This is a genomic window from Janthinobacterium sp. GMG1, assembly GCF_034427795.1.
Lineage (GTDB): Bacteria > Pseudomonadota > Gammaproteobacteria > Burkholderiales > Burkholderiaceae_D > Janthinobacterium.
This window is the reverse complement of sequence record NZ_JAXQNT010000001.1, coordinates 743251-765965: the sequence shown is the minus strand read 5'-3', so window position 1 is coordinate 765965 and position 22715 is coordinate 743251. Positions and strand designations below refer to the sequence as shown.

At 63.8% G+C, this 22715-nt stretch carries 21 protein-coding genes and 1 tRNA gene; 12 read left to right on the top strand and 10 right to left on the bottom strand.

Going from position 1 to position 22715, the window contains the following annotated elements:
* The first annotated feature begins 67 nt into the window (after nt 1–67).
* On the top strand, nt 68–802 hold the full coding sequence (locus SJI03_RS03560) for a sensor histidine kinase (protein WP_322426273.1): 735 nt from the start codon (nt 68–70) through the stop codon (nt 800–802).
* A gap of 8 nt (nt 803–810) precedes the next feature.
* Complete coding sequence (locus tag SJI03_RS03555) at nt 811–1458, top strand: response regulator (RefSeq protein ID WP_099378195.1); 648 nt, start codon at nt 811–813, stop codon at nt 1456–1458.
* A 10-nt stretch (nt 1459–1468) separates the two neighbouring features.
* On the opposite strand, the gene SJI03_RS03550 is transcribed toward SJI03_RS03555, so the two are convergent.
* Entirely contained in the window at nt 1469–1750 is a 282-nt protein-coding gene (locus SJI03_RS03550; RefSeq protein WP_099378109.1) for a XapX domain-containing protein, read from the bottom strand.
* A 72-nt stretch (nt 1751–1822) separates the two neighbouring features.
* Nucleotides 1823–2509: a hydrolase gene (locus SJI03_RS03545; RefSeq protein ID WP_322426272.1), complete on the bottom strand. Its 687-nt coding sequence runs from the start codon at nt 2507–2509 to the stop codon at nt 1823–1825.
* A gap of 209 nt (nt 2510–2718) precedes the next feature.
* Between SJI03_RS03545 and SJI03_RS03540 the strand changes: the two genes are divergently transcribed.
* Complete coding sequence (locus tag SJI03_RS03540) at nt 2719–3351, top strand: response regulator (RefSeq protein ID WP_099378110.1); 633 nt, start codon at nt 2719–2721, stop codon at nt 3349–3351.
* A 15-nt stretch (nt 3352–3366) separates the two neighbouring features.
* On the opposite strand, the gene SJI03_RS03535 is transcribed toward SJI03_RS03540, so the two are convergent.
* Nucleotides 3367–4065, bottom strand: a complete 699-nt coding sequence (locus SJI03_RS03535; RefSeq protein ID WP_322426271.1) for a YoaK family protein — start codon at nt 4063–4065, stop codon at nt 3367–3369.
* 241 nt (nt 4066–4306) lie between these two features.
* Between SJI03_RS03535 and SJI03_RS03530 the strand changes: the two genes are divergently transcribed.
* From SJI03_RS03530 to SJI03_RS03515, 4 genes are all read left to right on the top strand, one after another.
* A complete protein-coding gene (locus SJI03_RS03530) occupies nt 4307–6181 on the top strand; it encodes an amidohydrolase (protein WP_099378112.1) in 1875 nt (624 codons plus the stop codon).
* A gap of 4 nt (nt 6182–6185) precedes the next feature.
* Nucleotides 6186–7280: a porin gene (locus SJI03_RS03525; protein WP_322426270.1), complete on the top strand. Its 1095-nt coding sequence runs from the start codon at nt 6186–6188 to the stop codon at nt 7278–7280.
* An 83-nt stretch (nt 7281–7363) separates the two neighbouring features.
* A complete protein-coding gene (locus SJI03_RS03520) occupies nt 7364–8191 on the top strand; it encodes an AraC family transcriptional regulator (RefSeq protein ID WP_322426269.1) in 828 nt (275 codons plus the stop codon).
* Between the two features lie 77 nt (nt 8192–8268).
* Nucleotides 8269–8679 carry a cupin domain-containing protein gene (locus SJI03_RS03515; protein WP_322426268.1) on the top strand — a complete coding sequence of 137 codons (411 nt, stop codon included), beginning with the start codon at nt 8269–8271 and terminating at the stop codon, nt 8677–8679.
* 70 nt (nt 8680–8749) lie between these two features.
* On the opposite strand, the gene SJI03_RS03510 is transcribed toward SJI03_RS03515, so the two are convergent.
* The 3 genes from SJI03_RS03510 to pepN all read right to left on the bottom strand — a co-directional run bounded on the left by SJI03_RS03510 (nt 8750) and on the right by pepN (nt 12631).
* Nucleotides 8750–8825 (bottom strand) — tRNA-Thr (locus SJI03_RS03510).
* Nucleotides 8826–8940: 115 nt separating this feature from the next.
* Nucleotides 8941–9942 (bottom strand): class 1 fructose-bisphosphatase, encoded by a 1002-nt coding sequence (locus SJI03_RS03505; RefSeq protein ID WP_034747152.1) that lies wholly within the window; start codon nt 9940–9942, stop codon nt 8941–8943.
* A 34-nt stretch (nt 9943–9976) separates the two neighbouring features.
* Nucleotides 9977–12631, bottom strand: coding sequence for an aminopeptidase N (pepN, locus tag SJI03_RS03500; RefSeq protein WP_322426267.1), 2655 nt, complete (start codon nt 12629–12631; stop codon nt 9977–9979).
* Nucleotides 12632–12828: 197 nt separating this feature from the next.
* On the opposite strand from pepN, the gene SJI03_RS03495 reads away from it, so the two are divergent.
* The gene (locus SJI03_RS03495) at nt 12829–13458 is read left to right on the top strand and encodes a DUF4136 domain-containing protein (protein WP_099378117.1); all 630 of its coding nucleotides are present in this window, start codon (nt 12829–12831) and stop codon (nt 13456–13458) included.
* 170 nt (nt 13459–13628) lie between these two features.
* Here SJI03_RS03495 and SJI03_RS03490 read toward each other — a convergent pair whose 3' ends face one another.
* The 4 genes from SJI03_RS03490 to SJI03_RS03475 all read right to left on the bottom strand — a co-directional run bounded on the left by SJI03_RS03490 (nt 13629) and on the right by SJI03_RS03475 (nt 18552).
* Nucleotides 13629–14618, bottom strand: coding sequence for a quinone oxidoreductase (locus SJI03_RS03490; protein WP_322426266.1), 990 nt, complete (start codon nt 14616–14618; stop codon nt 13629–13631).
* Nucleotides 14619–14641: 23 nt separating this feature from the next.
* Nucleotides 14642–15031, bottom strand: coding sequence for a methylglyoxal synthase (locus SJI03_RS03485; protein ID WP_099378119.1), 390 nt, complete (start codon nt 15029–15031; stop codon nt 14642–14644).
* A 29-nt stretch (nt 15032–15060) separates the two neighbouring features.
* Complete coding sequence (locus tag SJI03_RS03480; RefSeq protein WP_322426265.1) at nt 15061–15981, bottom strand: DMT family transporter; 921 nt, start codon at nt 15979–15981, stop codon at nt 15061–15063.
* Between the two features lie 99 nt (nt 15982–16080).
* Nucleotides 16081–18552, bottom strand: a complete 2472-nt coding sequence (locus SJI03_RS03475) for an alkaline phosphatase D family protein (protein WP_322426264.1) — start codon at nt 18550–18552, stop codon at nt 16081–16083.
* A 155-nt stretch (nt 18553–18707) separates the two neighbouring features.
* Between SJI03_RS03475 and SJI03_RS03470 the strand changes: the two genes are divergently transcribed.
* The 4 genes from SJI03_RS03470 (at nt 18708) to hemF (ending at nt 22702) form a co-directional block, all read left to right on the top strand.
* Nucleotides 18708–19433: a YebC/PmpR family DNA-binding transcriptional regulator gene (locus tag SJI03_RS03470; protein ID WP_322426263.1), complete on the top strand. Its 726-nt coding sequence runs from the start codon at nt 18708–18710 to the stop codon at nt 19431–19433.
* A gap of 60 nt (nt 19434–19493) precedes the next feature.
* Nucleotides 19494–20762, top strand: a complete 1269-nt coding sequence (purD, locus tag SJI03_RS03465) for a phosphoribosylamine--glycine ligase (protein WP_322426262.1) — start codon at nt 19494–19496, stop codon at nt 20760–20762.
* 127 nt (nt 20763–20889) lie between these two features.
* Complete coding sequence (locus SJI03_RS03460; protein ID WP_322426261.1) at nt 20890–21684, top strand: hypothetical protein; 795 nt, start codon at nt 20890–20892, stop codon at nt 21682–21684.
* Nucleotides 21685–21787: 103 nt separating this feature from the next.
* A complete protein-coding gene (gene hemF, locus SJI03_RS03455; protein ID WP_099378125.1) occupies nt 21788–22702 on the top strand; it encodes an oxygen-dependent coproporphyrinogen oxidase in 915 nt (304 codons plus the stop codon).
* Nucleotides 22703–22715: the final 13 nt, after the last annotated feature.

The following is a 22715-nucleotide window of genomic DNA, read 5'->3' as shown; positions in this document are numbered from 1 at the left end:
GGGCCATGCATACTTGTTGCAGCGCGGCATACGCTGCGACAGCGACAGGAGCACGGCGATGGCCAGCATGCATTATCCCCTTCAAAAAAACGACGCCGGCCTGGCGCAGGCCCAGCACCTAGGCGGCATGGGCGGCATGGGCGAATTTGCCGCATCGGTCGCGCACGAGGTGCGCCAGCCGCTGGCGGCCATCACGCTCAATGCCGATGCCGCCCTGCGCTGGCTCGATCACGATCCGCCCCGCCTCGACGAGGCGCGCGCGGCGCTGGCCCTGGTCGCCAGCGCCGGCAGCCATGCCAGCGCCGTGCTGCGCAGCGTGCAGGACCTGGCCTGCAACGCGCCGGGCAGCCACGGCCATTTTGTGGCCGACGACGCCGTGCAAGACCTGCTGCCGCTGCTGTGCGCGCCACTGCAACGCCACGCCATCCGCCTGGAAACGCAGCTGGCGCCGGGCCGCCCGCTGCTGCACGCCGACCCGGTGCAATTTCGGCAAGTCATCCTGAACCTGCTGATGAACGCCATCGAAGCCCTGCAGGGCACCAGCGGCCGGCCGCGCACGGTGCTGCTGTCCTCGCGCCTGGATGGGGAAGTGCAGCATTTCAGCATCGCCGACAATGGCGCCGGCATCGCGCCGCAGGCAGCTGGCCGCCTGTACCACGCCCTGTATTCCAGCAAGCCGGACGGCATGGGCATGGGCCTGGCCATCTGCCGCCGCATCGTCGACGCGCATGGGGGGCGCCTGTGGCATGCCCCCGGCGCCCCCCATGGCAGCGTTTTCCACTTCACCCTGCCAGCGCCATGAGCACAGCCATGCACACAACCCTGCCCCCGGCCGATCCGCCGATTACCCTGTTGATCGCCGACGACCACCCGCTGATCCTGGCGGGACTGGCCTCGCTGATCGCGTCACTGCCAGGTTTCCTCCTGCTGGGGCAGGCCGGCACGGGCTACGCCGCCGTAGAGCTGTACCGGGAGCTACGGCCCGACGTGGTGCTGATGGATTTGAACATGCCGGAAATGCATGGCGTCGAGGCGATCGAACGCATCTGCGCAGACGACGCGCAAGCGAAGATCATCATCCTCACCACCTACCAGGGCGAAGACAATGTGCACCGCGCCCTGCACGCCGGCGCGCGCGGCTACCTGCTGAAGGATTCCGGCTTCCTGCAACTGACGCAGTGCATCCGCCAGGTGGCCGCCGGCAGGCACTACCTGCCGCCGGAACTGGCGGCGCAGCAAGCCAGTCGCATCGAGGCGAATCGCCTGTCGAAACGCGAGCACGACATCCTGCTGCACCTGTCAGCAGGCAAGAGCAACAAGATGATCGCGCGCAACGCCGGCATCGAGGTAGGCACCGTCAAATTTCATGTAAATAACATTTTGACCAAGCTCAACGTATCAAGCCGCACCGAAGCGGCCACGGTGGCCGCCCGGCGCGGCTTGCTGGGCGCGTTCTGACGCCACGGTATCAAGCGGCGCTGTCGTCCTTCTGCTGCGGTTCGGCCTTGGCCAGCGTTGGTTTCGCCTCCACGCCGCTGATCTTCGGCACACACTCGCTGCGCAGCCACGACACCGTGATGGCTTCTCCCGCCATCAGGCGCTTGACGCCGGGGACGATCTGTTCGCCGATCAGCATGCCCAGCAGGCCGATCAGGGCAATGGCGGGCGGCGCCGGCGAGCGCACCTGCAGGACGGCGTAAATGACGCCAACCAGCAAGCCCACCGCCAGCGAAATCACATATAACTTCATGGCGCATTCCTTTCGATGAAAAAAACGCCGCGCACGCTCAGGCGCGCGGCGCATGGCACTGCCGCGTGGCGCTTACCTGGCAGGCACCGGCGCCAGGGTGGCGTGTTCGCCATGGATGCGCTGCGGTGCCTTGTGCACCATCGTGTAGGCGTAGTCGACGCCCATGCCGTAGGCGCCCGAATGTTCGCGCACGATGGCCATGACGGCGTCGTAGCTTGCCTTGTGCGCCCAGTCGCGCTGCCATTCCAGCAGCACCTGCTGCCATGTCACGGGCACCACGCCGGCCTGGATCATGCGCTGCATGGCGTAGTCGTGCGCTTCCTTCGACGTGCCGCCGGATGCGTCGGCCACCATGTAGATTTCGTAGTCGCCTTCGAGCATCGCGCACAGGGCGAAGCTGTTGTTGCACACTTCCGTCCACAGGCCGGAGACGACGACTTTCTTCTTGCCGTTGGCGGCCAGCGCATCACGCACCTTCTGGTCATCCCAGGAATTCATCGAGCTGCGCTCGAGGATATCCTTGCCGGGGAAGACGTCCAGCAGCTCGGGATAGGTGTGGCCGGAGAAGCTTTCCGTTTCGACGGTCGTAATGATGGTGGGGATGTTGAACACCTTGGCGGCCTTGGCCAGGCCCACGGTATTGTTTTTCAGCGCTTGCCGGTCCATCGATTGCACGCCGAACGCCATTTGCGGCTGCTGGTCGATGAAAATGATCTGGCAATTGTCGGGGGTAAGGACTTCCAGTTTCGGATTGGTCATGATGTCATCCATGAAGACAGGGTTGAGTGGGTACTGCCGTGCATCGTATGCCTGGCGGCGTGCCCGCACCACTATCTAAATATAGGCTGGCATGGAGCTTTCCTCTGGGGAATCCCCCCTGCAGCCCGGTGAGCGCTGCGGTAAAATACCTTTTGCTCACCATGTTCCGACGACTCTTGATCGATAACTCCTCTTTGCCAGGCAACATCATGCGCAGCGATATGGCGCCGATACGCATCCTCATCGCCGACGACCACCAGTTGCTGCTAGACGGCATCGCGGCCCTGCTGCGCGCCTTTCCCGGCGTGGCGCTGGTGGGCCAGGCCACCGATGGCCAGCAGGCGGTGCAGCAATTTGACGCGCTGCAGCCCGATGTCACGCTGATGGATTTGCAGATGCCAGTCATGAGCGGCCTTGACGCCATCGGCACCATCCGCGCGCGCCATCCGCAGGCGCGCATCATCGTGCTGACCACCTACAAGGGCGATACGCAAGTGCTGCGCGCCATCCGCGCGGGCGCATGTGGTTATGTGCTGAAAAGCGCGCTGCGCCACGAATTGCTGGCGGCGATACAGAACGTGCATGCGGGACGGCGCCACATCACGCCCGAGATCGAGGCGGAACTGGCGCTGTACGCCTGCAGCGACGTGCTGTCGAACCGCGAACTGGACGTGCTCAAGCAGGTTGCGCAAGGCAATTCCAACCGCGAAACGGGCGCACTGCTGCAGATCAAGGAAGAAACCGTCAAGGCGCACATGAGCACCATCCTGGCCAAGCTGGGCGCCCGTGACCGCACCCACGCCGTCACGATCGCGCTACGGCGCGGCATCCTCGACGCCTGAGCCGCGCCAGTACGCTCAGGCCGCCGGCACGCCCGGCTGGCCGCTACGCTGCTGCACGACGATCAATCCCCCCAGCAGCATCAACGGCAAGGCCAGCGCCACGAAACCGAAGGCCAGGTAGGCAAAGGCGGCGGCGATGGCGCCCAGGGCAAAGGCCAGCAACGGCCAGAAGAACTTCCCGCAGCGCGCATGGGTGGCAGCATCGGCCGCGCCGCGCAGCACGTCGACGGTGTCGATGACGATCTGCGTCACATTCCCCGTCATCATGGAAGTGGGCGCCAAGTGCGCCAGCAGCAGCCGGCTGGTGGCACTGTGCACGCCCATGGCGGCCGTGCCCAGCAAGCCTGCCGCCATGGCCATGGAACTGACATCCTTGCCGATCGGCTCGGCCAGGATGCCAAACACCATGAAGCCGGCCAGCAAGGCCCACTGCAGCAGCATCGCCAGGGTCAGCGACGGGCCGGCGCGGCGCTCGACGGCCAGCACCATCAGGCGTGTGATGGCGACGCCGGCGATAAAGGCGGGGAAAGCGAGAAACTTCAACAGGATGGAAGCGCGCGATGCGTCCGCCAGGGCGGCGCCAATCAGCACGAAGTTGCCCGTGACATGGGCCGTAAACAGGCCAAACAGGGCAATGAAACCCAGGGTGTCGACATACCCGGCTAAAAATCCCAGACTGGTGCCGAACAGGCGGGTGTGTGGTGGCTGATCCATCGAATGACTCCTGATACCGTGCAATGCACTAAAAACGAAAAACGCGCCAGGGAAGCGCCCGGCGCCGCAGCCTGCATGGTAAGCCATGCGGCCGGCCGCCGCCCCCGTCCTTCGGCCAGTGCGCTCCGCCCCACCTGATCTTTTGGCCCGTGTTCACGCGCGGGACGTCCGCTACACTGGCCGACGTGACTTTCGCGCCGCGCACGCCGGCCCTCCCGCACTGCAACCATGGAGCTGCACCATGCCAGAACACACCCTCCCCGCCACCGCACCCTTGATCCTGCTCAACGGCTGTTTTCATACCGTCGATAAAAGCTGCCCGCAAGCGAGCGCGGTGGCCATTGCCGACGGCAAATTCCTTGCCGTCGGTGACGCCGATGATGTCATGCGCCACCGCGCGCCCGACAGCCGCGTGATCGACCTCGGTGGCCGCACCGTGATCCCCGGCCTGAACGACTCGCACTTGCACCTGATCCGCGGCGGCTTGAACTACAACCTGGAATTGCGCTGGGAAGGCGTGCCCTCACTGGCCGACGCCCTGCGCATGCTGAAGGAACAGGCGTTGCGCACGCCGAACCCGCAGTGGGTACGCGTCGTCGGCGGCTGGAACGAATTCCAGTTCGCGGAAAAGCGCATGCCCACCCTCGATGAAATCAACGCGGCCGCGCCCGACACCCCCGTCTTCATCCTGCACCTGTACGACCGCGCCCTGCTGAACCGCGCCGCCCTGCGCGTGGTCGGCTACGACAAGAACACGCCGAATCCGCCGGGCGGCGAAATCGTGCGCGACGCTGCCGGTAACCCCACGGGCATGCTGATCGCGCGTCCGAACGCCATGATTTTATATGCGACCCTGGCCAAGGGTCCGACCCTGCCGCGCGAACTGCAAGTCAATTCCACGCGCCAGTTCATGCGCGAACTCAATCGCCTCGGCCTGACCAGCGCCATCGACGCGGGCGGCGGCTTCCAGAATTATCCGGAAGACTACGCGGTGGTCGAGGAGCTGGCGCAAAAGGAGCAGCTGACCATCCGCATCGCCTACAACCTGTTCACGCAAAACAAGGGCCGCGAACTGGAGGATTTTGAAAAATGGACGGAGATGGTCACGCCGGGCCAGGGCGATGATTACTACCGCCATAACGGCGCCGGCGAAATGCTCGTGTTTTCCGCCGCCGACTTCGAAGATTTCCTTGAGCCGCGCCCGGACCTGGCGCCAGGCATGGACGACGAACTGGAAAAGGTCGTGCGCCACCTGGTGTCGAAACGCTGGCCCTTCCGCCTGCACGCCACCTATGATGAATCGATAGCCCGCATGCTGACGGTCTTTGAAAAGGTCAACCGCGATATCCCGTTCGACGGCCTGCACTGGATGTTCGACCATTGCGAAACCATCACGCCGAAAAACATCGACCGGGTCAAGGCGCTGGGCGGCGGCATCGCCATCCAGCACCGCATGGCCTTCCAGGGCGAATACTTTGTCGACCGCTACGGCGCGGAAGCGGCCAAGGCCACGCCGCCGATCGCGCGCATGCTTGCCTCGGGCGTGCCGGTGGGCGGCGGCACCGATGCCACCCGGGTCGCCAGCTACAACCCGTGGACGGCGCTGTACTGGCTCGTGTCGGGCCGCACCGTGGGCGGCTTGCGCCTGTACGACGCGGGCAGCCGTTTGTCGCGTGACACGGCGCTGGAACTGTGGACGGCGGGCAGCGCCTGGTTCTCCAGCGAGCAAGGCAAGAAGGGGCGCATCCAGGAAGGCATGCTGGCCGACCTGGCGGTCCTGAGCGCGGATTTCTTCAGCATCGATGAAGAAGCGATCAAGTCGATCGAATCGGTGCTCACCATCGTCGGCGGCAAGATCGTCTACGGCCAGGCGGAATTTACCAAGCTGGCGCCACCTCCTATCCCCGTATTGCCCGACTGGTCGCCCGTGAAAAACGTGGCCGGCCACTACCGCGCCGCGCCGCCGCAAAAGACCAGCGTCATGCAACAGCACCAGTGCCAGGGCGCCTGCGGCGTGCACGCCCACGCGCACGACGTGGCGCGCAAGAGTTCCGTGCCCGTCTCCAGCCACTCCGGCTTCTGGGGCGCGCTGGGGTGCAGCTGCTTTGCGTTCTGAGGCCATGCTGACGCGCTTGCCCCTGCTGGCTGCCGGCGCGCTCGCGCTGGCCGCTAACCTGCCCGCCGCGGCACAGGAAAATGTGCAGCTGTACGGCCGCCTGAACGTGGCGTTCGAAGCGCTGCACTCGTCCGGCAGCGGCGACAGCGGACGGCGCGTCTCCAACAACCGTTCGGTACTGGGTTTTCGCGGCAGCGAAGACCTGGACGGCGGCTGGCAGGCGCTGTTCCAGGTCGAGGGCACCTTGGCTCCCGACACGGGCGCGGGATCCATCGCCGCGCGCGACACGCGTGCCGGCATAGCCGGCCCGTGGGGCACCCTGTTTGCCGGCAACTGGACCCTGCCCTACAACAGCGCCACTTCCGCGCTCGACCCGTTCTACCCCACCACGGCCGGCTACATGAGCCTGATGGGCAACGGCGCGGGCGCCACCGAAAGCAATACCAGCAATGCGTACTCGTTCGACCGACGCCAGCAAAACAGCGTGCATTACTGGACGCCGCAGTGGCGGGGCTGGTCGCTGCGCGTGGCGCGCGGCATGGCGGAAGAACGGCCGGCCAACGGCGTGCATCCCGCACTGATGTCGGCCGCCCTGCTCTACGACGGCGGCTCCCTGTATGCGAGCCTGGCGCAGGAAGAACACCACGCCTACCAGGGAAGGGGACTCTCCGACCGTGGCAGCAAGCTGGCCCTGGCATGGAGGATAGACAGCGCCACGCAACTGGCGGTGGCGCTGGAAAGCCTGCGTTACGCCACGGCCACGGGCGAGCTGCGCCGACGCACGGTGTATGTCTCCGCCACGCGCCAGTTCGGCCGCCATGGCCTGCGCTTCGGCCTGGCCCACGCGCAAAGCGCCACCGGCAGCGCGCTGGAAACCATCGGCACCGTGCGCGCCGGCAGCGGTACGGGCGCCACCCACGCCACCGCCGGGTACGACTACCAGCTGTCGAAACGCAGCAGCCTGTATGCCTACTACACGCGTCTGGCCAACGGCCGCAACGGCATCGCCGACTTTGCCATCAACAGTCTGGGACGCGATGCAGAAACAAGGGGCGCCACCTTGTCGGGCGTGGCGCTGGGGATCAAGCACAACTTCTGAACCGCGGTTTTCGTGGACAGCCCTATGCGCGGCGAGTACAGTCTGAATTCGTCAACCAGGGCAGGCATCTGCGAACAGACACCATGAAGCGAGCATCAACGCCAGCACTCAGCGACTGGGTCAGGTGCGCCGAACCGGTACAAGGAATCGAACGCATCGAGGCGTGGTTCAAGGGCAAGGCCTATGCCATGCACCGCCACGACACCTACGCCATCGGCCGCACGCTGGCGGGCGTGCAGCGTTTCAGCTACCGCCGCGGGCAGCGCAACAGCCTGCCCGGCAATACCATGATCCTGCATCCCGACGAGGCCCACGATGGCCAGGCGGGCACCGACGCCGGCTTCCGTTACCGCATGCTGTATATCGAGCCGGCGCTGTTCCAGGACGTGCTGGGCGGACGCGCGCTGCCCTTCATCGAAGGCGGCGTGTCGACCGATCCCCGCCTGGCGGCGGCCACCTGCGCCTTGCTGCCGCACGACGGCCACCCGCTCGAAGCGCTGGAACAAAGCGAGGCGCTGGCAGAACTGGCGCATGCGCTGGCGGCGGCGGCCGGTACGCCGGCGCAGCGTCCAAAAGGCGATTTCCTGGCGGCGCGGCACGCGCGCGACTACTTGCAGGCGCACTGCACGCGCGCCGTCAGCCTGGCGGAACTTGAAGCGGCAACGGGACGCGATCGCTGGAGCCTGTCGCACGACTTTCGCGTCTTCTATGGCACCAGCCCATACCGCTATCTGACGATGCGGCGCCTGGAAATGGTGCGGCGCCTGCTGCTGGCAGGCAGCACGCTCGCATCGGCTGCCATGGCCGCGGGCTTTGCCGACCAGAGCCACATGACGCGGCACTTCCTGAAAACCCATGGACTCACGCCCGGCCGCTGGCTGCGTTACGCCGGCGGTGCCAGCACACGCTGAAAACACCCACGATCGTTCAATACGGCCGGCAAGCAGTTGCGTATTCTGGCTGCATCGCCACTTGAACGGAGCACAGCATGTCAATCACCAACACCAAGCGCGGCCAGGGCCAGTCCATCGACCTGGCAGGCAAGATAGCCCTGATCGACGGGCACTGGCAGCCGCGCGTCATCGCCGAAATGAATGACTACCAATTCAAGGTCGTCAAGGTACTCGGTCAATTCCAGTGGCACCGGCACGCCGACACGGACGAAACCTTCATCGTGCTGGAAGGCGAATTGCACATCGCCCTGCGCGGCCCTGGCTACGCGGAAGGACATGCCATCGTGCAGCGTGCCGGCCAGATGGCGGTGGTGACCCGTGGCGTCGAGCACAAACCGTGCGCCCTTGCCGAAGCCAGGCTGCTGCTGATCGAGCCGCGCGGCGTGGTCAATACGGGCGATGGCGACGCGTATGAGCGCACGGTGCAGAACGATCAGTGGATATGAAGCCGGAAGGATGACAAAAAACAAAAAACCCGCTGACTTTTTCAAGTCAAGCGGGTTTTCTGATGAAACTTGGTGCCGTTGGCCGGAATCGAACTGGCGACCTTCACATTACGAATGTGCTGCTCTACCAACTGAGCTACAACGGCGAAGACCCACATTCTACAAACAATGCACAAAATTTGCTAGTGTCAACGCGAACTTTTTTGCATTTTTTTGGCGGCCCGGCTGCGGGCCGCTAAAAATCGTGGAAAAGTGCGGCTTTTACTCCGCGTGGTAAGCCGTGACGCGGGCCACTTCGTCTTTCGAGCCGAGGAAGACGGGCACGCGCTGGTGCAGCTTGTGCGGGGCGATGTCCATGATGCGCTGCTGGCCGTCGGTGGCGGCGCCGCCCGCCTGCTCGACGATGAAGGCCATCGGGTTCGCTTCGTACATCAGGCGCAGCTTGCCCGGCATCGAGGTGTCGCGCAGGTCGGCCGGGTACATGAAGATGCCGCCGCGGTTCAGGATGCGATGCACGTCGGCCACCATCGAGGCGATCCAGCGCATGTTGAAGTTGGTGCCACGCGGGCCCGTGTCGCCGGCCAGCAGTTCGTCGACATAGCGTTTCACGGGCGGATGCCAGTGGCGCGCGTTCGACATGTTGATGGCGAATTCCTTCGTCGTCGGCGGGATCTGCATATTGCTTTGCGTGAGCACCCACGAACCCATTTCACGGTCCAGGGTGAAACAGTTCACGCCATTGCCAAAAGTCAGCACCAGCATGGTTTGCGGGCCGTACACGGCGTAGCCGGCCGCCACTTGCTTGCTGCCTGCCTGCATGAAGTCCTGCTCGGTCGGCTGCCCCATGCCGTCCGGCGCCTTCAGTACCGAGAAGATGGTACCGATCGAGACGTTGACGTCGATGTTCGACGAGCCATCCAATGGGTCGAACAGCAGCATGTATTCGCCCTTCGGATAGCGGTTCGGGATCGGGTGGATCGATTCCATCTCTTCCGACGCCATGGCAGCCAGGTGGCCGCCCCATTCGTTCGCTTCCAGCAGGATCTCGTTGGAGATGATGTCGAGTTTTTTCTGTACTTCGCCCTGCACGTTTTCCGTGTCCGCCGTGCCCAGCACTTCGCCCAGCGCGCCCTTGCCGACGGCGTGGCTGATGGTTTTGCAGGCGCGCGCGACGACTTCGATCAGCAGGCGCAGTTCGGCCGGAATGCTGTTGTTCGAGCGCTGCTCTTCAACCAGGTATTGCGTAAGACTGATGCGTTTCATGAAATCCCTTTTGTTTTGATGAGTTATTGCGGTGTTAATTGGCCAATGCCTTGCTGACGACTTCCATCACGTCATTCGACAGGTTGGCCTGGCCGGCGACTTTTTCCAGCGCCTCGCGCATGTGGCTTTGCAGCGCAGGCACGTACCGGCGCCAGCGGTCCATGGAACGCGCCAGGCGGGCCGCCACTTGCGGGTTCAGGGCGTCGAGCGCGATCACTTGCTCGGCCCAGAAGGCGTAGCCGCTGCCATCTGCCGCATGGAATTGCGATGGATTGCCGTTGGTGAAATTGAAGATCAGGCTGCGCGCGCGGTTCGGATTTTTCAAGGTGAAGGCCGGATGCGTCATCAACTGGCGCACGGCTTGCACATCGGTCGTTGGCGCGGCCGCCTGCATGGCGAACCACTTGTCGATCACCAGCGCTTCGTTCTCGAAGTCGGTATAGAAGCTGGTCAAGGCCGCCTGCGCATGCGGCTGCGAGCCGGAATGAATCAGCGCCGCCAGCGCCGCGGCGCGGTCCGTCATGTTGCCGGCATTGTCGAACTGCAGCCGCGCCAGGTCCAGCTCCGCCGCTTCAGGCGCGATCAGCAGATACGACAGCGCCAGGTTTTTCAGCGCGCGCTTGCCGGCCGACAGGGCGTCAGGGCTGTATTCGCCCGGCGTCTGGTTGGCGTGGTATTGCGCCAGCAGTTCAGGCTTCAGGGCGGTGGCGATGGTGCGGCGCATGAATTGGCGCGCCGCATGGATCGCTTGCGGGTCGACTTGCGCCATGCGCTCGGCGATGATGGTTTCCGACGGCAGGATCAGCGCCAGCTCGCGGAAGGCGGGATCGAGCGCTTCGTCGGCCAGCAAGGCGCGCTGCGCTGCGATGAAGGTGTCGTCCAGCACCAGGGTCTCGCCAGCAGCCACGGCACCGGTCAGTTTCAGCAGGCGCTCCATGGCCAGGCGCTGACCAGCTTCCCAGCGGTTGACGGGATCGCTGTCGTGGCGGAACAGGTGCAGCAGTTCGGCGTCGGTATAGCCGTACTCCAGCACCACGGGCGCGGAAAAGTCGCGCAGCAGCGAAGGCACGGGGGCTTGCGCCACCTGCGTGAAGCGGAAAGTCTGCGACGCTTGCGTCAGTTCCAGCACGACGCTGGTGGCGCCGTTCGACGCCACGCCATCCACGTACAACGGCAGGTCGCTGCCATCGGCAGCCAGCAAGCCGACGGTGACGGGAATGTGGAACGGCAGTTTCTTCGGCTGGCCCGGCGTGGCGGGGCAGCTTTGCGCCAGGGTCAGCTCGAACGTCCGGCTGTCAGCATCGTAGCGCGTGGAAGCTTGCACGATGGGCGTGCCGGCCTGGCTGTACCAGCGCTCGAATTGGGTAAAGTCGCGGCCATTCGCGTCGGCCATCGCGGCGCGGAAGTCGTCGCACTGGACGGCCTGGCCGTCGTGGCGTTCAAAATACAGGTCCATCCCCTTGCGGAAACCGTCGCGCCCCACGAGGGTCTGGTACATGCGCACCACTTCGGCGCCTTTTTCGTAAATCGTGACCGTGTAAAAGTTATTGATCTCGACAAAGGAGTCGGGACGCACGGGATGGGCCATCGGACCCGCGTCTTCCGGGAACTGCGCCTGGCGCAGGGTGCGCACCTGGTCGATGCGCGTGACGGCGCGGCCCGTGTCCGTGCCGATCATGTCGGCCGAAAACTCCTGGTCGCGGAACACCGTCAAGCCTTCCTTCAGCGACAGCTGGAACCAGTCGCGGCACGTCACGCGGTTGCCGGTCCAGTTGTGAAAGTATTCGTGGCCCACCACCGCTTCGATGCCTGCGTAATCGACGTCGGTCGCCACGCGCGAGTTGGCCAGCACATACTTGGTATTGAAGATGTTCAAACCCTTGTTTTCCATGGCGCCCATGTTGAAGTCGCCGACGGCGACGATCATGAAGCGGTCCAGGTCCAGTTCCAGGCCAAAACGTTCCTCGTCCCAGCGAATCGAATTTTTCAGCGACTGCATGGCGTAGTCGGTTTTATCGAGGTTGCCGTCTTCCACCCACACCTGCAGCAGCACTTCGCGGCCCGATTTCAAGGTGTAGCGCTCTTCCTGGCACACCAGGCGCGCGGCGACCAGGGCAAACAGGTAGGAAGGTTTCTTGAACGGGTCTTCCCACTTGGCGTAATGGCGACCATCACCGAGGTCGCCTTCTTCGATCAGGTTGCCGTTCGACAACAGCACCGGATACTTGTCCTTGTCGGCGCGCAGCATGACCGTATACCTGGCCATCACGTCGGGGCGGTCCGGGAAGAAGGTGATGCGGCGGAAGCCTTCCGCTTCGCACTGCGTGAAGAAATTATGGTTCGACACGTACAGGCCGGACAGCGAGGTATTGTCCTGCGGCGCCAGCACGGTTTCGATATCGAGCGTAACATCGTCCGGAGCCTTGGGGATGCTCAGCATGCTGGCCGTCAGCTTGTACTGCGACGGTTTCAGCAGCTTGCCGTTCAGGCGTACTTGCACCAGTTCGATGTGTTCGCCGTGCAATTCGATGCTGCGGCTGGTGCTGGCCGGGTTATGGCGCATGTGAATCCGGCTCGCCACCACTGTGCGGGCGGGATCGAGATCGAAACCAAGTTCGACGCTGTCAACCAGGAAGCTGGGCGGCGTGTAATCTTTGCGGTAAATCGTCTGAGGGCTGTCTGTGCGCATAGGGATTTGGGTGGGAGCGGAGGCAAAAGCCTATTTTACCAACACCAGCCCCCGATAGTCGCGATTCAGGCCAGGAATGTTGGATTCCCTTACACGCCGACATGCTCGGTAACATTCTGTAATAATGAATAGAAACAAATAGAACTATTCTTATAATACTAAGCGATGAATTGTGTCTACTATCAGGAGGTCATGCAATGAAACGTTATCTCACCATCATGATGGCCGCATTGACCGTGTTGCTGACCGGATGCGCCACCACCATACGCAGCGATGTGACCGTCTTCCACGAGTGGCCTGCGCAATTGCAGGACAAATCGTATGCGTTTGAAGCGCCAGCGGCGGAAAACGACACGCTGGAATACCGCAACTACCAGAACCTGGTGCGCGCGGAACTGGCCAAGCACGGCTTCGGCGAAGCGTCCGGCCCGGCGGCAGCCAATTTGCGCGTGGCGATGCAGTTTTCCACCGTCGACTATCCTGAGCGCGTGCTGCAGGCGTCCGATCCATTCTGGTATGGCCCTGGCTACTGGCCTGGCCGCTACGGCTACCGCTACGGCGCATGGCCAGGCTATGGCCGCTTTGGCTACAACCCCTACTGGTATGGCCCGATGGACGTGGAAGAAAGCGTGCGCCATAAATATGAACGCGAATTGCGCGTGACGATCAATGACCGCAACGGCAAGAAACTGTACGACGTCACCGTACAATCGACCAGCAACAAGCGCGCCACGTCGCAAGTGATGCCGGCCATGGTGGCCAGCGCCTTTGCCGATTTCCCCGGCCAGAGCGGCGTGCCCCGGAAAGTCGAAGTCAAAATCGAATAATCAGGTGGCAATACAAAAAAACCGGCTGGTGCAGCAATGCACCAGCCGGTTTTTTTTCACCTACGAATAATACGCCTCGGCGGCAAAGGTCAGTGCGCCGATCAGGGCCACGGCCAATAACAGTACGATCAGCAGGCGGCCGAACTTCGGCGTGCCGTCATCGCTGCCGCTCATGGCACGATGATGGTCGAGCCGGTCGTCTTGCGCCCTTCCAGGTCCGCATGCGCCTGGGCGATATGGGCCAGACTGTAGCGCTGGTTGATCTCGATCTGCACTTCGCCGCTGCTGACGACGCCGAACAGCGAGGCCGCCATCTCTTCCAGGTTGGCGCGGTTCGACGCATAGCTGAACAGGGCCGGACGCGTGATGAACAGCGAACCGCGCGAGGCCAGCTCGCTGAGGGTGAAGGCCGGCACGGGACCGGAGGCGTTGCCGAAGCTGACCATCATGCCCAGCGGCGCCAGGCAGTCGAGCGAACCCGTAAACGTGTCCTTGCCGATGGAATCGTAGACGACGGAGACGCCCTTGCCGCCCGTGATCTCGCGCACGCGCTCGACGAAGTTTTCCGTGTTGTAGTTGATGACGTGGGCCGCGCCATGCGCCTTGGCCAGCGCCGCCTTTTCATCGGAGCCGGCCGTGCCGATCAGGTTCACGCCCAGCACTTTCGCCCACTGGCAGGCGATCAGGCCCACGCCGCCCGCGGCCGCGTGGAACAGGATGGTATCGCCCGCCTTCAGCGCCACCGTGCGGTGGAACAGGTATTGCACCGTCAAGCCTTGCAGCATCATGGCGGCGGCCGTGTCGAAAGCTATGCGCTCGGGCAACACCAGCAGCAGGGCCGCTGGCAGGTTGCGCTGCTGCGCATACGCGCCATTGATGCGCGCCGCATACGCCACCCGGTCACCGATTTTCACTTCCGTGACGCCCTCGCCCACCGCCTCGACGATGCCCGCCCCCTCGACACCGAGGCCATTGGGCAGCGGCTGCGGATACAAGCCCGTGCGGAAATACACGTCGATGAAATTGAGGCCGATGGCCTCGTGCTTGACGCGCGCCTCGCCGGGGCCGGGCGGCGGCAGTTCCACGTCCACATACTCCATCACTTCCGGGCCGCCCACGCGCTGTACGCGGATGGCCTTGGTGGTAATCGTTGCGCTCATGCTCATCTCCTTGTCTCGGTGAATCAGGCGGCAGCGTTGGCCTGCGCCTGCAGTTGCGACAGCACCAGGTGCGCCGATGACAGATTTGTCGCGCACGCCACGTTGTGCACGTCGCAGGCGCGCACCAGGGCATTGATGTCCGGCTCGTGCGGCTGCGGCGTCATCGGGTCGCGCAGGAAGATCACGCAATCGATCAAGCCTTCCACCAGCAGCGAGCCGATCTGCAAGTCGCCGCCGAACGGACCGGAATGCTTGCGTTCCACCTGCAAGCCCAGCTCATTGATCAGGCGGCCGCCCGTGGTGCCCGTGGCCGACAGTTCGCAACCCTTCAAAAAGTCCAGGTATTCGCCCGCCAGGGTAATCATGTCATCTTTTTTCTTGTCGTGGGCAATCAGGGCGATGCGTGTTTTCATGGTGAGGACGTTTTCAGTGAGTGGAGGAATTATTTCTTTTTCGACAGCAAGTAAATCCCGGCCAATACCAGGCTGGTGCCAGCCAGTTGCCAGTTGGTGATCGGTTCATCGAGAATCATGGCGCCCAGGAACAGGGTCGACACGGGGCCGATCATGCCAGCCTGCGAAGCGACGGGCGCGCCGATGCGCTCGACGGCGATCATCGTCATGAAGACGGGCATCACCGTGCAAAAGATACCATTGAGCAAGGACAAGCCATACACGGGCATGGGCTGGATCAGCAACTCGACGGGGCGCAGGATGAAGAATTGGGCGATACAGGCAAAGCTGGCCACGCACATCGCGTAGGAAACGAGCCGCATCGAACCGATGCGTTTCACCAATTCGCCCGAACCCAGCAGATACACGGCATACGCACAGGCCGAGCCCAGCACGAGCGTCGATCCCAGCGCCACATTGCTGGCGCCGCCCTGCAAGTCGTGCACGAACACCAGTACGATGCCGCAATACGAGGTAAGCAAGGCCAGCCACTGCAAGCGGCTGATGCTCTGCTTGAAGTACACGGTGGTAATCAGGAGCACGAAGGTGGGTGTGAGGAACAGGATCAAGCGCTCCAGCCCCACGGAAATGTATTGCAGCCCAAGAAAGTCCAGATAGCTGGACAGATAGTAGCCGACGAGCCCCAGCCCGACGAGGCGCCAGCGGTCGCGGTTTGATAGCGGCGGCTCCGTGCGCATCTTCCACCAGGCGATGACGGCGAACACGGGCAGCGAAAAGATCATCCTGAAGGCGATCAGAGTGACGGCGTCGATCTGGTAGCGGTACAGCAGCTTGGCGACGATGGCCTTGGTGGAAAACAGCACCGCCCCGCCCACGGCGATGGCCAGGCCACCGAGGTAGACGGAACGGGGAAGCGAGGGAGGAGATGCTTGCGGGGAACTGGAGCTCATCTCCAGATTGTAAGGCAAAAGCCGGGGTCAGACCCCCTCGGGCGGCAGCGCAAGCCTCAGAGCTAGCCGTATTGAGGGTCTGACCCCAGCAGTTCGGCCTTAGGACACCACCACCGCCGCCGCGCCCGCCGTCACCGTCGCCGTCGTCACCCGCGCAATCACGTTGCTTGGTGCCGCCGTGCCGATCAGTTTATTTACCTGCTTGAACTGCGCCACCAGCTTGCCCGGCGTCAAAGTGACCACCGTGTAGCCCTGCGCATCCGTATTCAAATGCTTGATCCACGGGTTGTTGCCCAGGCCGGACAATTGCTGCGCCAAGCCCAGCAGGGTCACGCTGAAGTCGGTGCTCGCTTTCAAGCCAGCCTGCACGGCTGCTACCGTCGCATCGAGTTGCGCTTCCGGCACGCCCTTGGCGGCCAGGGCGCCGCGCAACTGCACGCGCAATTGCTCCAGCAGGCTGTCGACGGTGGGCGCCGCCTTACCCATGGTGTAGTCGAGCAAGTTGACGTCGAGATTGACCGTGCCCAGGCCCGTGACGGGGATGGCCAGCGGATAGCTGACGAGGGTGCCGATATCGCCCATGGCGCCGGCAGCCGACTTCAGGTAGCTGAAGAAGGAATCGGAGCTGACGCCAGCCGACACCAGGTCCACCATGACGGGCGTGCCGCCGCCGGCCGCGTCGAAGTCGTCGCTGACGGTACCCGCAAAAAACGAGTGGATATCGCCGGTCAGCGCCACCACGTTGCCGATGGCATTGGTTTTCAGGTGCGCCATCAGGTTCTTGCGCTCGCTGTTGTAACCATCCCACTGGTCGCAATTGAGCAGGAAACGTGTAAAGAATGGTGCCAGCGCCGCCTGCTGGCCGGAAGCGGCGACAAAACTCGATGCGGCGCCCTTGGCCTGCACGTCGGGCTTGATCCAGCCGAAGGCGATCACTTGCGCGGCGGCGGCCGGCGAGCCGCTGTTGTAGGCAGCCACCGTGATGCCGGCCTGGGCCGCGCTCAAGCCGGCGCCCACGGCAGCGGCGCCCTGCGCGCCGGCATTGGCTGCGGCGCCGGCAATGGCCATCGCCGCCGCTTGCGCCACGGTCGTCGATGCGCCCGCCGTCGAAGCGGCCACGATGCCTGAGGCCAGCGGCACGTTGCCGCCCACCAACGGCAAGGTGCTGGCGATGGCCTTGCCCACGTTGGCCATGGCGCTCAGCGCCAGCAAGGTGGCAATCGCATCCGTGCCATTGAGACCCATGCGCAGCAGGGACACTTCATTGCCCCACAGCTTCCAGGTCGAGGTCGCCGCCTTCATCTTGCTTTTCCACCAGTCGCGCTGGGTCGTTCCCAGCATGCCGACGGCAGCCAGCGGATCGGCGCCGGCCTTGGTGGCGGCCGCCATTTTCTGTCCTTCCACGCTGTCGAACAGCGCTTGCGGCACCAGGTAGCGGCTGCCGATGCTGCCCAGCGGCTTGCCCGTGGCAGGATTGATGGTCGACTCGGCGATCGCATGGTCGGCGCGGTACAGGCGCTCGTCCGTCATCACCAGCTGCATCAGTTTGCCGAACTGGAAGTCGCGGTAAATCTGGATGTTCTGGAACGTCGTCGCGGCGCTATCGAACGTGACGTCGGCCGGCATGTATTCGAACCACGCCTGGTTGGCACTGCGGCGGCGGGCTGGCTGGTGCAAATCGCTGCCGTCCGCCGCCACGATGCCTTCATAGGTGGAAGCGTCCTGCCATGCATCGTCCGTGAATTCGTGGTCATCCCAGACGGCGATGAAGGCAAAGCGCTCGTGCACGGCTTGCAGGCGCGCATCGGTACGGTATTTCTTGTACAGGTAGCGGTAGTCGGCCACGGTGGTCGCGTATTTCGCGCCGGATGTGCCGCTTTTGAACGTGCCGTCGGGCAATTTCAGCTGGTCGTGGCGGCTTTCCACGGCGCCGCTCTGGAAGGCCTCGCCCACCGTTTCATAGATGTAATCGCCCAGGTGGACGATGAAATCGAGCGATTCGTTGGCGGCGATGTGCGACAGCGCACCCCAGTGGTTGATGCTCCAGTCCTGGCACGTCAGGTAGGCAAACTGCAGCTGCGACACGTCGGCGGTCGCGGCAGACGCCGTCTTGAAGCGGCCCACGTTCGAGCGCACGTCGCCGGCGATGAACTGGTAAAAATACACCTGGCCCGGCTGCAGGCCCGTCACCTTGTGGCGCAGGGTATTGTCGAAATCGGTTTTCAGGGGCAGCTTGGCGTCGACGATGGGCGTGCCCGCCAGGGCAGTATTGCCGCCCAAGGCGGACGAGTTGTCGGTGGCGCTGACAATCAGGCGCACGGCCACGTCGGACTTGCTGGCCACGGCAGGCGCGACGGCATCGAAACTGGCGGGCACGACGCGCGTCCACAGCATGGCGCTGTCGGCGCGGGGGTCGCCCGAGGCCACGCTTTGCGGGAATTTCCAGTCGCTGCCCGAGGCCAGCGGCACGCCGGGATCGCTGTAATCGGTGCTGCCGCACGCGGCGAGGCCGACGGTGGCCACCGACACGGTAATAAAGCCGCCCAATTTCAGAAATTGCCGCCTGTCCATTTGACTTGCCATGATGTCGCGCCCTCGATATGGTGAAAGCGCGTCACTTTAGCAACAGATTGTGTCATCCTGATGACGGGGCCATGCCGCTTCGCAGGGGGCCGATATGCTAAAATGTCGGCCACAATTGAACACCCGTCTAAGGAAGATTCGACATGGCAGGACATAGCAAATGGGCCAATATCAAGCATAAAAAGGCTGCCACCGATGCCAAGCGCGGCAAAATCTGGACGCGCCTGATCAAGGAAATCACGGTCGCAGCCCGCATGGGCGGCGCCGACGCCATCACCAATCCGCGCCTGCGCCTGGCAGTCGACAAGGCGGCCGATGCGAACATGCCAAAAGACAACGTCCAGCGCGCGATCAACCGCGGCAGCGGCGGCGTCGATGGCGCCAACTATGAAGAAGTGCGCTACGAAGGCTACGGCGTGGGCGGCGCGGCCGTCATCGTTGAATGCATGACCGACAACAAGGTGCGCACGGTGGCTGAAGTGCGCAACGCCTTCAACAAGAACGGCGGCAACATGGGCAACGAAGGTTCCGTCGCCTTCATGTTCCAGCACTGCGGCCAGCTGCTGTTCGCGCCGGGCACCGACGAAGACAAACTGATGGAAGCGGCCCTGGAAGCGGGCGCCGACGACGTCATCGCCGATGAGGAAGGCGGCTTCGAAGTGCTCACTCCCGTGCATGATTTCGCCGCCGTCAAGGAAGCGCTGGAAGCGGCCGGCTTCAAGGCCGAAGTGGCCGAAGTCATCATGAAACCGGCAACGGAAACCGTCTACACGGGCGACGACGCCATCAAGATGCAAAAGCTGATCGATGCGCTGGAACTGCTGGACGATGTCCAGGAAGTGTTCACCAACGCCCTGATAGAGAATTAATCACTCTGCACTCAAGGGCGGCACCGCCGCCCTGCAACCCACATTGAACGAACGGTCCCTATGAAAATTCTGGTAGTCGGCTCTGGCGGCCGCGAACACGCCCTGGCCTGGAAACTGGCCCAGTCCGAACGCATACAGATGGTGTATGTCGCGCCGGGCAACGGCGGCACCGCGCGCGATGCGCGCCTGGTCAATCTCGACATCAGCGACCCGCAATTGCTGGCCGACTTCGTTCAACAGGAACACATCGGCCTGACCGTCGTCGGTCCGGAAGTGCCACTGGCAGCGGGCATCGTCAACCTGTTTCGCTCGCGCGGCCTGAAAATCTTCGGCCCGACGAAAGAAGCGGCACAACTGGAATCGTCGAAGGACTTCGCCAAGGCCTTCATGCAGCGCCACGGCATCCCGACGGCCGCCTACCAGACGTTTTCCGACGTCGCTCCCGCGCACGCCTATGTCGACGCCATGGGCGCGCCCATCGTCATCAAGGCCGACGGCCTGGCCGCCGGCAAGGGCGTGGTCGTCGCCATGACCCTGGAAGAAGCGCACCAGGCGGTCGACAATATGCTGGCCGATAACCAGTTTGGCGACGCTGGCGCGCGCATCGTCATCGAGGAATTCCTCGCCGGCGAAGAAGCGAGCTTCATCGTCATGTGCGACGGCAAGAACATCCTGCCGCTGGCCACCAGCCAGGATCATAAGCGCCTGAAGGACCACGACCAGGGCCCGAACACGGGCGGCATGGGCGCGTATTCGCCGGCGCCGATCGTCACGCCGGCCATGCATGCGCGCGTCATGCGCGAAATCATCGTGCCGACCATCCAGGGCATGGCCAAGGATGGCATCACGTTCACGGGCTTCCTGTACGCGGGCCTGATGATCGACGACAAGGGCACGCCAAAGACCCTGGAATTCAACTGCCGCATGGGCGACCCGGAAACGCAGCCGATCATGGCGCGCCTGAAAACCGACCTGGTGACTGTCATGGAGCACGCCGTCAACGGCACCCTCGACGCCGCGGAACTGGAATGGGACCGCCGCACGGCCGTTGGCGTCGTCATGGCCGCCGCCGGCTACCCGGACGATCCCGTCAAGGGCACGTCCATCGGCGACATCCCGGCCGAAACGCCGGACTCCGTCACCTTCCATGCGGGCACCCGCATCGAGGGCGAGCGCCTGGTCACCAACGGCGGCCGCGTGCTGTGCGTGGTGGGCCTGGGCGACAGCATCAAGATGGCGCAGAAGCAGGCATATGAAACCGTGGAAAAAATCCATTTCGACGGCGCGCAGTACCGCCGCGACATCGGCTGGCGCGGCCTGAAGCACTAAGCACGCCCCTTGGTGGCAAACGGCAGGGCCGGCGCGGAATACATCCGCCCCGGCCCTGTTTTTGATTGGCGCGCCGGGAAAACGGACCTTGCGCTAAGATTTTGCCTTTCAGACAAAGTTTCAGCCCATGACCAGTCACCTCCATCCTGCCCTCGCCGAACTGCGCCGACTCAGCCTGATCACGGGCAATGAGCTCGACGACGCCACCGACGAACTGGAGATCCTCGCCTTGGACGAGGAAGACGACGTCGACATGCCGCGGCTGGCCGCCGGCGCAGGTCCCGCCGAGGCACTGGCATGGCTGCTGCGCACCGACCTTCTGCCACAGGACGACTTCCTGCGGCGCGTACAGGATCTGCCGCGCCGACATGGCGGCGCGGCCCTGCTCGAACGCCAGCAACTGGCCGCCGACGCGCTCAATATGGTCAATCGCCAGGCCATCGACACCCTGTACGACGAAGACCTGATCAACCAGTGGCAGCGCGACGCAGCCCACGCCAGCCTGCCCGCGGACCGCCTGCTTGCCTCGCCGATCGCCGCCCTGCGCGAGATGCTCCGGCAAGGCACCATGACGGCGCAGCAATTCGAAGTATTGCGCACGCGCCAGCACGGCTCGGAGCTGGGACGCATCATCGTCGATGGCGCCGCGCGCCAGGCGCGCCGGGAGCGCCCCGCCTATGCGCGTCCGGGAACGTGGGTGATGGCCGCGCTGCTGGTGCTGGTACTGGCCTTTGCCGGCCGCGCCATCGTGGCCAGGCAAGCGCCCTCTCCCGCCGCAGCCCCTGTCACCGGGCAAGGCGTAGAGCGGCCCGACTTGCAGCAGCGCGCCGCGCACGCAGTGGTAAGTGCGCGCTTGCCCGGCGCCAGCGCGGACCTGTCCATCACGGTGGTGCAGGACGACGCCACGCCGCCCGCGCGCTGAACCACAACACAAACGCACAGCGCAAGCGCCGCCCTATCACAAAAACGCGTAACAGGGTACAATCCGTCCTTACTTTTTTATTTCGGCCTCGTCGGCCCACGCGATGTCGTCAACTCCCTCTCCTTCGGCCGTCAAGGCCTATTTGCTCGATTTGCAAAGCCGTATCGTGCAGGCGCTCGAAGCGCAGGACGGCAAGCCCTTCCTGACCGATGCCTGGCAGCGCCCCGAGGGCGGCGGCGGCATTTCGCGGCTGATCGAGGAAGGCAATGTGTTCGAGCGGGGCGGCGTGAATTTTTCGCATGTCACCGGCGCCGCATTGCCGCCATCGGCAGCGGCCGCGCGCCCTGAACTGGGTGGCAAGGCGTGGGAAGCGATGGGCGTGTCGCTGGTGCTGCATCCGCGTAATCCGTATGCGCCCACGGTGCACATGAATGTACGGTTCTTCACCACCGTGAATGCCGATGGCGCACCCGTATGGTGGTTCGGTGGCGGCATGGACCTGACGCCGTATTATGGCGACGCGGACGACGTGAAGCACTTTCACCAGGTGTGCCATGATGCGCTGGCGCCATTTGGCGAGGAGCTGCATCCGAAGTTCAAGCAGTGGTGCGACGATTATTTCTACCTGAAGCACCGGCGCGAAGCGCGCGGCGCCGGTGGCATTTTCTTCGACGATTTCAATGCCCTGGGCTTTGACGACAGCTTTGCGATGATGCGCAGCGCCGGCGACGCCTTCATCGACGCGTATGTACCGATCCTGGCGCGCCGCAAGGATACGCCCTACGGCGAACGCGAACGCGATTTCCAGTGCTACCGGCGCGGACGTTATGTCGAGTTCAACCTGGTGTTCGACCGCGGCACCCTGTTCGGCCTGCAGTCGGGCGGACGCACCGAGGCGATCCTGATGTCGATGCCGCCCGTGGTCAAGTGGCGCTACGACTGGCACCCGGAAGCCGGCAGTCCCGAAGCGGCGTTGTATACTGACTTCCTCGTGCATCGCGACTGGCTTCAGGCGTGAACCCAGGCAGCAG

What these genes read in the sequence shown, in the direction of transcription:
- SJI03_RS03555 (WP_099378195.1), top strand. Translation starts at nt 811, where the DNA reads ATGCACACAACCCTGCCCCCGGCCGATCCGCCGATTACCCTGTTGATC.
- SJI03_RS03560 (WP_322426273.1), top strand. Translation starts at nt 68, where the DNA reads ATGCATTATCCCCTTCAAAAAAACGACGCCGGCCTGGCGCAGGCCCAG.
- SJI03_RS03540 (WP_099378110.1), top strand. Translation starts at nt 2,719, where the DNA reads ATGCGCAGCGATATGGCGCCGATACGCATCCTCATCGCCGACGACCAC.
- SJI03_RS03530 (WP_099378112.1), top strand. Translation starts at nt 4,307, where the DNA reads ATGCCAGAACACACCCTCCCCGCCACCGCACCCTTGATCCTGCTCAAC.
- SJI03_RS03480 (WP_322426265.1), bottom strand. Translation starts at nt 15,981, where the DNA reads ATGAGCTCCAGTTCCCCGCAAGCATCTCCTCCCTCGCTTCCCCGTTCC.
- SJI03_RS03485 (WP_099378119.1), bottom strand. Translation starts at nt 15,031, where the DNA reads ATGAAAACACGCATCGCCCTGATTGCCCACGACAAGAAAAAAGATGAC.
- SJI03_RS03475 (WP_322426264.1), bottom strand. Translation starts at nt 18,552, where the DNA reads ATGGACAGGCGGCAATTTCTGAAATTGGGCGGCTTTATTACCGTGTCG.
- SJI03_RS03505 (WP_034747152.1), bottom strand. Translation starts at nt 9,942, where the DNA reads ATGAAACGCATCAGTCTTACGCAATACCTGGTTGAAGAGCAGCGCTCG.
- SJI03_RS03515 (WP_322426268.1), top strand. Translation starts at nt 8,269, where the DNA reads ATGTCAATCACCAACACCAAGCGCGGCCAGGGCCAGTCCATCGACCTG.
- SJI03_RS03535 (WP_322426271.1), bottom strand. Translation starts at nt 4,065, where the DNA reads ATGGATCAGCCACCACACACCCGCCTGTTCGGCACCAGTCTGGGATTT.
- purD (WP_322426262.1), top strand. Translation starts at nt 19,494, where the DNA reads ATGAAAATTCTGGTAGTCGGCTCTGGCGGCCGCGAACACGCCCTGGCC.
- SJI03_RS03495 (WP_099378117.1), top strand. Translation starts at nt 12,829, where the DNA reads ATGAAACGTTATCTCACCATCATGATGGCCGCATTGACCGTGTTGCTG.
- hemF (WP_099378125.1), top strand. Translation starts at nt 21,788, where the DNA reads ATGTCGTCAACTCCCTCTCCTTCGGCCGTCAAGGCCTATTTGCTCGAT.
- SJI03_RS03520 (WP_322426269.1), top strand. Translation starts at nt 7,364, where the DNA reads ATGAAGCGAGCATCAACGCCAGCACTCAGCGACTGGGTCAGGTGCGCC.
- pepN (WP_322426267.1), bottom strand. Translation starts at nt 12,631, where the DNA reads ATGCGCACAGACAGCCCTCAGACGATTTACCGCAAAGATTACACGCCG.
- SJI03_RS03460 (WP_322426261.1), top strand. Translation starts at nt 20,890, where the DNA reads ATGACCAGTCACCTCCATCCTGCCCTCGCCGAACTGCGCCGACTCAGC.
- SJI03_RS03550 (WP_099378109.1), bottom strand. Translation starts at nt 1,750, where the DNA reads ATGAAGTTATATGTGATTTCGCTGGCGGTGGGCTTGCTGGTTGGCGTC.
- SJI03_RS03545 (WP_322426272.1), bottom strand. Translation starts at nt 2,509, where the DNA reads ATGACCAATCCGAAACTGGAAGTCCTTACCCCCGACAATTGCCAGATC.
- SJI03_RS03470 (WP_322426263.1), top strand. Translation starts at nt 18,708, where the DNA reads ATGGCAGGACATAGCAAATGGGCCAATATCAAGCATAAAAAGGCTGCC.
- SJI03_RS03525 (WP_322426270.1), top strand. Translation starts at nt 6,186, where the DNA reads ATGCTGACGCGCTTGCCCCTGCTGGCTGCCGGCGCGCTCGCGCTGGCC.
- SJI03_RS03490 (WP_322426266.1), bottom strand. Translation starts at nt 14,618, where the DNA reads ATGAGCGCAACGATTACCACCAAGGCCATCCGCGTACAGCGCGTGGGC.